14 protein-coding genes are annotated in these 10,575 nt (G+C 68.6%); 7 read left to right on the forward strand and 7 right to left on the reverse strand.

Features of this window, described 5'->3' with window-relative positions:
- The first annotated feature begins 248 nt into the window (after positions 1 to 248).
- Both VED21_RS04510 and VED21_RS04515 read left to right on the forward strand, forming a co-directional pair.
- Positions 249 to 767, forward strand: coding sequence for a hypothetical protein (locus tag VED21_RS04510; RefSeq protein WP_324881125.1), 519 nt, complete (start codon positions 249 to 251; stop codon positions 765 to 767).
- An 85-nt stretch (positions 768 to 852) separates the two neighbouring features.
- Positions 853 to 1,086, forward strand: a complete 234-nt coding sequence (locus VED21_RS04515) for a hypothetical protein (protein WP_324881126.1) — start codon at positions 853 to 855, stop codon at positions 1,084 to 1,086.
- A gap of 454 nt (positions 1,087 to 1,540) precedes the next feature.
- Here the strand turns inward: VED21_RS04515 and VED21_RS04520 are convergent, their stop codons facing one another.
- The 5 genes from VED21_RS04520 to VED21_RS04540 form a co-directional block, all read right to left on the reverse strand.
- Positions 1,541 to 2,224 (reverse strand): ABC transporter permease, encoded by a 684-nt coding sequence (locus VED21_RS04520; protein WP_324881127.1) that lies wholly within the window; start codon positions 2,222 to 2,224, stop codon positions 1,541 to 1,543.
- A 4-nt stretch (positions 2,225 to 2,228) separates the two neighbouring features.
- Positions 2,229 to 2,933, reverse strand: coding sequence for an ABC transporter permease subunit (locus VED21_RS04525; protein ID WP_324881128.1), 705 nt, complete (start codon positions 2,931 to 2,933; stop codon positions 2,229 to 2,231).
- A 62-nt stretch (positions 2,934 to 2,995) separates the two neighbouring features.
- Positions 2,996 to 3,844 carry a lysine/arginine/ornithine ABC transporter substrate-binding protein gene (locus VED21_RS04530; protein ID WP_324881129.1) on the reverse strand — a complete coding sequence of 283 codons (849 nt, stop codon included), beginning with the start codon at positions 3,842 to 3,844 and terminating at the stop codon, positions 2,996 to 2,998.
- Between the two features lie 45 nt (positions 3,845 to 3,889).
- On the reverse strand, positions 3,890 to 4,690 hold the full coding sequence (locus tag VED21_RS04535; RefSeq protein ID WP_324881130.1) for an ABC transporter ATP-binding protein: 801 nt from the start codon (positions 4,688 to 4,690) through the stop codon (positions 3,890 to 3,892).
- Positions 4,691 to 4,780: 90 nt separating this feature from the next.
- Positions 4,781 to 6,454, reverse strand: a complete 1,674-nt coding sequence (locus tag VED21_RS04540; RefSeq protein WP_324881131.1) for a putative transporter — start codon at positions 6,452 to 6,454, stop codon at positions 4,781 to 4,783.
- 372 nt (positions 6,455 to 6,826) lie between these two features.
- Between VED21_RS04540 and ccmA the strand changes: the two genes are divergently transcribed.
- Positions 6,827 to 7,504: a heme ABC exporter ATP-binding protein CcmA gene (gene ccmA, locus VED21_RS04545; protein WP_324881132.1), complete on the forward strand. Its 678-nt coding sequence runs from the start codon at positions 6,827 to 6,829 to the stop codon at positions 7,502 to 7,504.
- Entirely contained in the window at positions 7,501 to 8,166 is a 666-nt protein-coding gene (gene ccmB, locus VED21_RS04550) for a heme exporter protein CcmB (protein ID WP_324881133.1), read from the forward strand. The genes ccmA and ccmB overlap by 4 nt, the downstream gene beginning before the upstream one ends.
- 1 nt (position 8,167) lies before the next feature.
- Here ccmB and VED21_RS04555 read toward each other — a convergent pair whose 3' ends face one another.
- On the reverse strand, positions 8,168 to 8,605 hold the full coding sequence (locus VED21_RS04555; RefSeq protein ID WP_324881134.1) for a type II toxin-antitoxin system VapC family toxin: 438 nt from the start codon (positions 8,603 to 8,605) through the stop codon (positions 8,168 to 8,170).
- On the reverse strand, positions 8,605 to 8,871 hold the full coding sequence (locus VED21_RS04560; RefSeq protein ID WP_324881135.1) for a FitA-like ribbon-helix-helix domain-containing protein: 267 nt from the start codon (positions 8,869 to 8,871) through the stop codon (positions 8,605 to 8,607). The genes VED21_RS04555 and VED21_RS04560 overlap by 1 nt, the downstream gene beginning before the upstream one ends.
- Before the next feature lie 188 nt (positions 8,872 to 9,059).
- Here VED21_RS04560 and VED21_RS04565 point away from each other — a divergent pair, with 188 nt between their 5' ends.
- From VED21_RS04565 to ccmE, 3 genes are all read left to right on the forward strand, one after another.
- A complete protein-coding gene (locus tag VED21_RS04565) occupies positions 9,060 to 9,779 on the forward strand; it encodes a heme ABC transporter permease (protein WP_324881138.1) in 720 nt (239 codons plus the stop codon).
- A 101-nt stretch (positions 9,780 to 9,880) separates the two neighbouring features.
- The gene (ccmD, locus tag VED21_RS04570) at positions 9,881 to 10,114 is read left to right on the forward strand and encodes a heme exporter protein CcmD (RefSeq protein ID WP_324881136.1); all 234 of its coding nucleotides are present in this window, start codon (positions 9,881 to 9,883) and stop codon (positions 10,112 to 10,114) included.
- Positions 10,111 to 10,575, forward strand: a 465-nt coding sequence (ccmE, locus tag VED21_RS04575; protein WP_324881137.1) for a cytochrome c maturation protein CcmE, incomplete at its 3' end; no start/stop codon positions are given. The genes ccmD and ccmE, both read left to right, overlap by 4 nt.

Here is a 10,575-nt window from a genome sequence, read left to right on the forward strand (position 1 = left end):
AGCGTCACAAACTCCAGACGCAGGGACATCTTCGACACCTCCTGGAATGGCATGGCCAAGCCCTCGCTAAGCTTCGTCCACGCCCATATGTGTCAATGATGTCCCCGAACACCTGTAAAGGATGTCTCCGGTCTATACACCCTGCTATCCCCGGCGATAGCCCTGCTAGGCCGGGATAGCCCAAAGGCTAGCCCAGGATAGCACGGGCTAGCCCACGCCCCAGGACGCCACGCCAGCCGGAGCCGGCCATGAAGCAGCCCCAGTTGAACCTCCGCTTTCCGGAGGAGCACCACGACCTCATCCGGAAGCTGGCGGAACGGCTTCGGGCCGATCCCGCCTTCGCCGATCATCTTGAGGACCTGCTGGCCCAACCGACACCGCCGGTGCTGCCGCCGCTCCAGCAACGCCTGGACGCTGCCTTGGCGGAGATCCGCCAGACAGCCGAGAGGTACCTGGAGGAATTCGGTCGGGCAAAGACCGAACTCCAGCAGAGCCTCGCCGGCATCCAGGCCGAGCAGCAGGATCTCTTGAAGACGTTCCAGGCCAGCCTGGAGCAGATCCGCCGAGGCCCAGCCTCCGAAGGCGACCTCGTCGTCATGCGGGGCGGACTGAAGCGGCTGACCGAAGCCGGCATTGCGGAAGTCACCCGCCGGTTGGCCCTGGGGGAGCAGCCCGACCAGATCGCGGCGGCCGTTGGGATCGAACCTCGATCCGTCCGGAAGTGGCGAACCAAGCTGACCGGCCGGCAGCCCCAGGCACCGGCGTGACCCTTTGCCCGACACGCCGGCCCAGTACGGCTCCGACGGTAAATACCTCGACGCCGGCCTGGGCGTCTTGACCATGGAGAGCCGCATGAAATCCGCCGAGATCGTCTGGAATCCCTCCCGCCGTGCACGCGGGCACCACGACCACATCGTCACTCTCGCCCTCGACCCCATCGACTGGCACCGCTTCCGGGCGGGCTGCGAGGACCTGGACGACGTGACGATCATCGACGCCCGGTTGGACGGGCCGAACCGCGTGGTTGTCCAATGCGGGTGCTCGACGGCGGCAATCGCCGACCGGCTCGCCGACGCCTGGGGGTGATCCAGCCGCCGGCCGGCCCCCATCACGGCGGTATGGACGAAGCCGACGACGGCCGGGCGACCGGCTCGACGAGCAGGATTGCCGCCGGCAGAGGAACGGCCCCAAGGCTGGGCCGTGACCACCGGATCGCCACCAGACGGTCCTGGGGAGCCCTCTGACGGCGATGTCGCCGGCCCTGTTCTCATCATGAACTCGACCGGCATCAGCCGGGGGGCGACAATGTCACCGGACAGACCTGACCCGGTGCCTGCATGACCCTCCTCGGCTCCACCAATTTCTCCGGATCACGAAGAAGCGCCCAATGGGCGCTTTTTTCGTTTTTGGGCTGCGTTCGCCCCGACATTCTCGTCATGCCCGGCCTTGTGCCGGGCACCCACGCACTCCGACCAATCCAAAGAACGTGGATGGCCGGGACTGGGCCCGGCCATGACGGTTAAAAGGGGAGAAACAGGCCCTACACCCTTACCCACGGCGTCAGGCGCCGCTCGGCAATCCGCACCAGCGCGGCCAGGGTGAAGTTGATCACCAGGTAGATGGTCCCCGCCACGATGAACACCTCGAACACGGCGTAGCTCTGCGCGATAATCCGCCGCGCGATGCCGGTGATCTCCATCAGCGTGATGGTGCTGGCCAGCGAACTGGCCTTGACCATCAGGATCACCTCGTTGCCGTAGGCCGGCAGCGCCTGGCGAATCGCGATGGGCGCCACGATCCGGCGGAAGGTCAGCCAGCGGCCCATGCCGCAGGCGCGCGCCGCCTCCACCTGCCCGTGCGGCACGGACTGGATGCCGCCGCGGATGATCTCGCTGGTGTAGGCGCCGGTGTTCAGCATCAGTGCCAGCACCGCGCACCAGTACGGCTCGCGCAGGACCGGCCACAGCACGCTCTCGCGAATCGCCGGGAACTGGCCCAGGCCGTAGTAGATGAGGAAGATCTGCACCAGCAGCGGCGTGCCGCGGAACACGAAGACGTAGGCCTGCGACACCCCCTCCAGCACCCGGTTGCCGGACAGGCGCGCCAGCGCAGCACCCGTCGCCAGCACCACCCCCAGGATCTCCGCCAGTACCACCAGCTGCAGGGTCAGCGGCACGCCGGCCAGCAGGCGGGGCAACGTGTCGGCCATCAGTTGCCAGTTCATCGCCTCACGCCCTCCGCACGCCGCGCATGGCGCGCTGCTCCGCCCGCTCGAACACGACGGTCGAGAGCGTGGTGAGCAGCAGGTACAGAACGGCCGCCGTCGCATAGAACAGGAACGGCTGCCGCGTGGAGCCGGAGGCGACGTGCGCCATGCGCATGATCTCCGCCAGCGCCGTCACGGAAATGAGCGAGGTGTCCTTCAAGGTCAGCTGCCAGACGTTGCCCAGCCCCGGCAGCGCGAATCGCAGCGTCTGCGGCACCAGGATCCGGCGCAGGATCAGCCAGCGCCCCATGCCGCAGGCCCGCGCCGCCTCGATCTGGCCGTGCGGGACGGACTGCACCGCACCGCGGATCACCTCCGTCGAATAGGCGCCGGAGATCAGGCCCACCGCCACCACGCCCACGGTGAAGGCGTTCGGCTGGATGAACCCTTCGTAGCCGAACACGCCGGCCACGGCCTGGAGCATGTTGCCGCCGCCGAAGAACAGCAGGTAGATGACCAGCAGCTCCGGAATGCCGCGCACGACGGTGGTGTAGACCTCCGCCGCCCCGCGCAGGAACAGGCTGTAGCTGAGCTTCGCCGCCGCCCCGGCCGAGCCGAACAGCAGCCCCAGCAGGAACGACGACACCGCCACGGCGAGCGTCATCGCCGCGCCGCCCAGCAGCTCGTCGCCCCACCCGCTGCTGCCAAAGGCCAGGAGATCCAGCATCCAGAATCACCTTCCCCCGCCGATGGCAGGGGAAGGCCTTTCCTATCCTTACCTGCCTATCCTTACTTGATGGCGATGTCGAAGCCGAACCACTGCGTGGACAGCTTGCCGACCGTGCCGTCGGCGGTGGCCTCCGCGATGGCCTTGTCGAACAGCGCCTTCAGGTCCGCGTCCGCCTTGCGCAGGCCGACGCCCACGCCGGTGCCCAGCACGCCGCCGTTCAGGTTCGGCCCGAACAGCGCCATGTTCTTGGCCTCCTTGGCGATGGCCTCGACGGCCGAGCGGTCGCCGATCATCGCGTCCACACGGCCGGACGCCAGGTCGATGCCGGCGTTGTCCAGCTTGTCGTAGGTGCGGACCTCGACCTTCGGCAGGTGCTTCTGCATGAACTCGGCGTGGATGGTGGAAACCTGCACGCCCACCGTCTTGCCCTTCAGCGCCGTGGCCAGCGCGTCGATCGCCTTCTGCTCGGCCGGCTCGACGGTGGCCAGTTCGATGCGGTCGATCTCGAACTTGGTGGCGGCCAGCGGGTTGTCCTTCAGCGTGGCGAAGATCACCGGGTCGCTGCCGTAGGGGCGGGAGAACGCGATGACCTGCTTGCGCTCGTCGGTGATCGACATGCCGGCCATGATGGCGTCGTACTTGCCCTGCTGGAGGGCCGGGATGATGGCGTCCCAGTCCTGCGCCACCACCTCGCACTCGGCGTTCATGCGCTTGCACAGCTCCTTCGCCAGGTCGGGCTCGAAGCCGACCAGCTTGCCCGACGCGTCGGTGGCGTTCCACGGCGCGTAGGCGCCCTCGGTGGCGATGCGGATCTTCTTCCAGTCCTTGGCATCCGCGGCCCCCGCGAACGCCCCGGCGAAGGTCAGGGCGACGGCTCCCAGCGCCAGCGCGACAATGCTCTTTCTCACCTGCTTCTCCATTTTTTGTTGTCCCTGTTCCACATTGCTTAGCGATCAGTCCGCACCCGGCAGATGGCGCGCCAGGAACTGCCGGACGCGCTCCGATTCGGGGTTCAGGAGCACCTTGTCGGGCGGCCCCTGCTCCTCGATCCGCCCCTGGTGCAGGAACACCACCTCCGACGACACCTCGCGGGCGAAGGCCATCTCGTGCGTCACCAGGATCATGGTGTTGCCCTCCTCCGCCAGCTGGCGGATGACGCGCAGCACCTCGCCCACCAGCTCGGGGTCGAGGGCGGAGGTCGGCTCGTCGAACAGCATCACCTTGGGCTGCATGGCCAGCGCCCGCGCGATCGCCGCGCGCTGCTGCTGCCCGCCGGACAGCTGCATGGGGTACGACTCGGCCTTGTCGAGAATGCCCACCTTGTCCAGCAGCATCCGCGCCCGCTCCACCGCTTCCGAGCGCCTGACGCCCAGCACGTGCACCGGCGCCTCGACGACGTTTTGGAGGACGGTCATGTGGGTCCACAGGTTGAAGCCCTGGAACACCATGCCGAGCCGCGTGCGGATGCGTTCCACCTGCCGCGGATCGGCCGGCACGGTGCGGCCGCCGCGGCCATGCTTCAGCCGGATCTCCTCGCCGCCGATGACCACGCGGCCCTCGTCCGGCACCTCCAGCATGTTGATGCAACGCAGCAGCGTGCTCTTGCCCGAGCCGGAGGAGCCGATCAGCGACACCACGTCGCCCTCGTGCGCCGTCAGCGACACGCCTTTCAGGACGTCCAGCGCGCCGAAACGCTTGTGCAGGCCATCGATGCGGACGGCCTCGGGCGCGTTGGGATCGGTCGGTCGGTGCATGCGGGGGTGCCGTGGTGGAAAGCCGGTCGTCGTTCACAAGCTAGACCGGCAAATCCTTGATGCAAAGCGGATCTTCGTTCGACGCGCCACTTACCAAAGCAAGAGCACGATGATCTGCGGCGCCAGGATGCGCAGGCACATCACCAGCGGGTACACGGTGGCGTAGGCGAGCGCCGGCGCCTCCGACGGCGACAGCGCGTTGGCGAAGGCCAGCGCCGGCGGGTCGGTCATGCTGCCGGACAGCAGGCCGCAGGCTGTCAGGTAGTTCAGGCGCCGCACCGCCATGGCGAAGAAGCCGACGACCATCAGCGGCACCAGCGTGATCAGCGCGCCGTACAGCATCCACGTCAGCCCCTGCCCCTCGACCAGGGTCTCGACGAATCGGCCGCCGGACATCAGCCCGACCACCGCCAGGAACAGCACGATGCCCAGCTCGCGCAGCGCCGTGTTGGCGGCCGGCGGCATGAACCACACCAGCGGCCCCAGGTGGCCCAGGCGCGACAGCACGATCGCCGCCACCAGCGGCCCGCCCGCCAGCCCCAGCTTCAGCGGCGCCGGCATGCCCGGCACGTAGAGCGGGATGGAGCCCAGCAGGATCCCCAGCGCGATGCCGATGAACACCGGGATGAACTCCACCTGCTGGAGCCGGCGTTGCGAGTTGCCCATCAGCGCGGCGACGCGGCCGAGGTCGGCCGGGTTGCCGATGGCCGTCAGGATGTCGCCGAACTGCAGCTTCAGCGCCGCCGAGGGCACCAGTTCCACGCCCGCGCGGTTGACGCGGCTGATCACCACGCCGTAGGCGTCAGCGACGTCCATCTGGGCGATGGACTTGCCCAGCACGTGCGGGTTGGTCACCACCAGCCGATCCCAGCGGATGTCCGTGCCCTTGGTGGTGAGCGGCTTCTCGTACTCCTGCCCCAGGTAGGTCTTCAGCTTCTCCAGCTTCGGCCGCGGCCCGACGAGGTGCAGCACGTCGCCCGGATGCAGGACCGTGTCGGCGTGCGGCACCTGCAGCGTCCCCTCGCGCAGCAGGCGGGAGGCGACGACGCCGTCGTCGCCCAGGATATCCCGCAGCAGCGTGCCGGTGACGCCGGGGTTGCGCACGGCCACGTCCAGCGTTTCCAGGTTCGCCACCTCGGCCCGGCGCTGCGCCTCGAAGGCGGCGGCCTCGCGCGCGGTGTCGACGCGGAAGACGGCGCGCAGCACGCTCATGGTCAGCAGGATGCCGGCGATGCCGAACGGGTAGGTGACGGCGTAGCCCAGGCTGGGCAGGGCCAGCTGCTCGGCCGGGGCGCGGACGGCGGCCAGGATCTCCTGCGCGGCACCCAGCGACGGCGTGTTGGTGACGGCACCGGAGAAGATGCCCAGCACGGCGGCCAGCGGCGTGCCGGTGACGAGGTGGATGGCGGCGGCGGTGAGCGCGCCCAGCACGACGATGGACGCCGCCATAAGGTTCAGCCCCAGCCCGGCGCGCTTCAGCGCCGCGAAGAAGCCGGGGCCGACCTGGATGCCGATGGTGTAGACGAACAGGATCAGCCCAAACTCCCGCACGAAGTGCAGGACGTGCGTGTCGAACTGCACGCCGCCCACCCGCGCCAGATGGCCGGCGGCGATGCCGGCGAACAGCACGCCGCCGATTCCCAGCCCCACCCCCTTGATCTTCACGTGCCCCAGCGCCAGCCCGGCCACGGACACGACGCTGAGCGCCAGCACGGCGCGGGCGACGTCCGACAGGCCGTTGAACAGGTCGAGCAGGAGGTGCATGGGGCCGGTGTCCTGGCTGCGCGGGGCGTCCCGCTGTCAATGCGCGGGTAACCGTTTTGGCCCCCGCGCGCAAGGGGGTGCTCTGCCCCCTCCGGACGACAAATCAAAATTTCGCCACTTTCTGGTCGTATCCAGGTCACACGGGCCGGGCAGCATCGCCCATGGATAGGATGCGCAAGCATCCACAGCCCCCACCACCTAAAGGGCGCCGCCCCCGGCGCCCCCCAGCCAGGCCCCGGCTGGACATGCGGCCACCGCGAGAGCCCCCTGCGGTGGCCGTTTCTTTTTGCCCCATATCTTCTTGGCGGCAGGCCGCCCTGTGGTATAGCTCCGGGGCACGTCATCGATCGTCCCGCCGCAAAGCCCCCACGCATGCCCGACTTCGCCGGAACCGACCTGACCTGCCTGCGCGGCGACCGGCTGGTGTTCACCGGCCTGGACTTCCGCGTTGCCCCCGGCGGGGCGCTGCTGCTGCTGGGCCCCAACGGCTCGGGCAAGTCCAGCCTGCTGCGCGTGATGGCCGGCTTCCTGCGCCCGTGGCGCGGCACGCTCGCCTGGGACGACCTGTCGGTCGCCGAGGAGCCGGAGGGGCACCGCCGCCGCGTGCACTACGTCGGCCACCTGGACGCCGTGAAGCCGGTGCTGACCGCCGCCGAGAACCTCGCCTTCTGGGCGTCGCTGGGCGGTGCCGCCGACCCGATGGCGCACGCGCGGTCGGCGCTGGAGCGGCTGGGCGTGCCGCACATCGCCGGGGTGCCGGGCCGCTACCTGTCGGCCGGGCAGAAGCGGCGCCTCAACCTCGCCCGCGTCCTCGCCGCCCCGGCGCCGCTGTGGCTGCTGGACGAGCCGACCGTGGCGCTCGATCGCGCCGCCGTGGCGCTGCTGGAGGGGATTATCGCCGAACACCGGGCCGGCGGCGGCATGGTGGTGCTGTCCACCCACGCCGACATCGCGCTGCCCGGTGCCGAAGAACTGCACCTCGACGACTTCACGCCCCTGTCGGCCGACGACGAGGACGACGACGAGATGCCCGAGGAGGACGCCGCATGAACCGCTTCCTGACGCTGGTCGGGCGCGACCTGCGGCTGGCGCTGCGCCAGGGTTCGGACGCCACCATCGCCGTGATGTTCTTCGTGCTGTGCGTGGTGCTGTTCCCCTTCGGCGTCGGGCCGGAGCCGAACATCCTCGCCCGCATCGCCGCCGGCGTGATCTGGGTGGCGGCGCTCCTGGCGTCGCTTTTGTCGCTGGAGCGGCTGTTCCTCACCGACTACGAGGACGGCTCGCTGGAGCTGCTGGCACTGTCCGCCCTGCCGATGGAGGCGGTGGTGCTGGCCAAGACGCTGGCGCACTGGCTGGTCACCGGCGTGCCGCTGATCGTCGCCGCCCCGCTGCTGGCGGTGCTGCTGAACATGGAGGCGGAGGGCTTCGGCGTGCTGGTGCTGACTCTGGCGGTGGGCACGCCGATCCTCAGCCTGATCGGCGCCATCGGCGCCGCGCTGACGCTGGGTGCCCGGCGCGGCGGCGTGCTGCTGTCGCTGCTGATCCTGCCGCTGTACATCCCCGTGCTGATCTTCGGCGCCGGCGCCATCGACGCCGCACTCACCGGCCTGACGCCCCGCCCGCATCTGCTGATCCTGTCCGGCCTGCTGGCCGCCGCCCTCCCGCTGGCCCCCTGGGCGGGTGCCGCAGCGCTGCGGCAGGCGATGGAGTAGCTCAGGCGAGGTCGGGAAGCGACGAGAGACGGACAACAGCGCCAGCCAGATCAGGACGTTGCTCGACCCTCCTGGCGAAGCGTTCGTCCGCTGTCACCACCGGCACGCCGCAGCGCATTCCCAACGCGAGATAAAGGCAATCGTATATGGGATGGTCCAAACTGAGGGACAGATGCTGTGCATCCTCCACCAGATCGCCATCGCGCATCAGATTGATCGGTGCTTTTCTCAGGTCGGCCAGAGCGGTGACCGCATCCGCCGCAGCAATGTCGCCGCGGCGCACCAGCTTCCAAAACGCATTTGCGCATTCGGCGAGCAAGAGGTCCGGAGCGAACAAAACCTTCTCCAGCAGGGACTCGGCAAGCGCGCTGTCCGCTTCCGGCAGTCGCCACTTCAGCACGACGCTTGAGTCGACGACGAATGTCCGCCCGCCGCGCATCAGAGACCGCCGACCTCGTTTGACCGTTCATCCCGCATTTCGCGGATGATCTCGGCGCTGTCGGGAAAAATGCGGTCTCCGTAGCTCGCGCGTCGCTGGCGCATCAGTTCGATGAAGGCTTGCCGGCTGGGATCCCGCGCCGGATCGAGCGCTTGCGCCAAGATCCACCGCACCTCCTCCTCCACCGAACGGCCGGCCGCTGTGGCGCGCTGTTCCAGCGCCCGCAGCAGCGAATCGTCCACGTCGCGGACGGTGATCATGCCCATCGGATCCTCCCTGCCGGCACGGCTGCAACTCTACCAAACGTGCCCCACCCCCGCCAGCCGTCAACCCACCCCCGATTCGCGCGCCGGCCTGACAAAGATCAAGGCAAAACCCCTCGCTCTCGGGCAGATGTGCGCCTATATCGACCGGACAGAACCGGAGCCTTCCCGGAGTACGCCGTTCCATGCGCCTGGACTATTTCGCCAATCCCGCCCGTTTCCAGCGCCTGTCGGCGCTGGTCCTGCCGTGGAGCGCCGGGATCACCGTCGTGCTGATGATCGTCGGGCTGTACCTCAGCCTGTTCGACAGCCCGCCCGACTACCAGCAGGGCGAGACGGTCCGCATCATGTACATCCACGTCCCCGCCGCGTGGATGAGCCTGTTCGTCTACACCAACATGGCCATCTCCGCCGCGCTGGGGCTGGTGTGGAAACATCCGCTGGCCGACCTGTTCTCCAAGGCCGCGGCCCCGGTGGGTGCGGGCTTCGCCTTCGTGTGCCTGGTCACCGGGTCACTGTGGGGCGCGCCGATGTGGGGCACCTGGTGGGTGTGGGACGCGCGGCTGACCAGCATGCTGATCCTGTTCTTCCTGTACCTGGGGTACATGGCGCTGGTGAACGCCTTCGACGATCCGCAGCGCGGCATGAAGGCCGGCAACGTCCTGCTGCTGGTGGGCATCGTCAACGTGCCGATCATCAAGTTCTCGGTCGACTGGTGGAACACGCTGCACCAGCCGTCCAGCGTCATCAAGATGGGCGGACCCAGCATCGCCTCGTCCATGCTGGTGCCGCTGCTGGTCATGGCGTTCGCCTTCACCTTCTACTTCATCACGGTCGTGCTGCTGCGCCTGCGCGCCGAGATCGTCCAGCGCAAGATCCAGACGCTGCGGCTGAGTGAAGCACAGGGCTGAGCAGACATGATGATTTCGTATTGTAACGTGAGGACCGCCTTGAAAGCGCCGCATGGATCGCCTTCATTCGGGGCAGTTCCCGGAACGGACCGCTGAGCGTCATGGCTGAGTTTTTCGCAATGGGCGGTTACGCCGCCTACGTCTGGCCCTCCTACGCGGTGGCGGCGGTGGTGCTGGTGGGCCTCCTGGTCGCCACGCTGAAGGCGCTGCGCGCCAATGAGGCGACCTTGAAGGCGCTGGAGGGCAGCCGTGCCCCGCGCCGCCGCAACCGCCGGGACGGCGCGCGCCGCGAAGCCGCGGGGCACGAGGCCGCCGCGGGAGTGAGTGAAGGATGACACGCAAGAAACGCCGCCTTTACATGCTGTTCCTGGCCCTGCTGGGGCTGGGCACGGCGACCGCGCTGACGCTGACCGCGTTCCAGGACAACATCGTCTTCTTCTTCAGCCCCACCGACCTGCAGACCCAGCAGGCGCAGGGCAAGGCGGTGGGCGACCGCAGCTTCCGCCTGGGCGGGCTGGTCGAGGAAGGCAGCTTCAAGCGCCTGCCCGACGGCATCAGCTACGAGTTCCGCGTGACCGACACGGTGAACGCCGTCCAGGTCGCCTACCGCGGCCAGTTGCCCGACCTGTTCCGCGAGGGCCAGGGCGTGGTGGCGGAGGGCAAGCTGCGCCCCGACGGCGTGTTCCTGGCCCGCGAGGTGCTGGCCAAGCACGACGAGAACTACATGCCGCCCGAGGTGACGGACGCGCTGAAGCGCGCCGACCACTTCAAGGAAACCGCAAAGACCGTGAAGCAG

The organism is Azospirillum sp. (assembly GCF_035627195.1).
Taxonomy (GTDB): Bacteria; Pseudomonadota; Alphaproteobacteria; order Azospirillales; family Azospirillaceae; genus Azospirillum.

Excerpts from the sequence above, each read along its gene's own strand:
- VED21_RS04555 (WP_324881134.1), bottom strand. The coding sequence starts at position 8,605 with ATGCGCGGCGGGCGGACATTCGTCGTCGACTCAAGCGTCGTGCTGAAG.
- VED21_RS04525 (WP_324881128.1), bottom strand. The coding sequence starts at position 2,933 with ATGCTGGATCTCCTGGCCTTTGGCAGCAGCGGGTGGGGCGACGAGCTG.
- VED21_RS04540 (WP_324881131.1), bottom strand. The coding sequence starts at position 6,454 with ATGCACCTCCTGCTCGACCTGTTCAACGGCCTGTCGGACGTCGCCCGC.
- VED21_RS04515 (WP_324881126.1), top strand. The coding sequence starts at position 853 with ATGAAATCCGCCGAGATCGTCTGGAATCCCTCCCGCCGTGCACGCGGG.
- VED21_RS04520 (WP_324881127.1), bottom strand. The coding sequence starts at position 2,224 with ATGAACTGGCAACTGATGGCCGACACGTTGCCCCGCCTGCTGGCCGGC.
- VED21_RS04560 (WP_324881135.1), bottom strand. The coding sequence starts at position 8,871 with ATGGGCATGATCACCGTCCGCGACGTGGACGATTCGCTGCTGCGGGCG.
- VED21_RS04510 (WP_324881125.1), top strand. The coding sequence starts at position 249 with ATGAAGCAGCCCCAGTTGAACCTCCGCTTTCCGGAGGAGCACCACGAC.
- ccmB (WP_324881133.1), top strand. The coding sequence starts at position 7,501 with ATGAACCGCTTCCTGACGCTGGTCGGGCGCGACCTGCGGCTGGCGCTG.
- ccmA (WP_324881132.1), top strand. The coding sequence starts at position 6,827 with ATGCCCGACTTCGCCGGAACCGACCTGACCTGCCTGCGCGGCGACCGG.
- VED21_RS04535 (WP_324881130.1), bottom strand. The coding sequence starts at position 4,690 with ATGCACCGACCGACCGATCCCAACGCGCCCGAGGCCGTCCGCATCGAT.
- ccmD (WP_324881136.1), top strand. The coding sequence starts at position 9,881 with ATGGCTGAGTTTTTCGCAATGGGCGGTTACGCCGCCTACGTCTGGCCC.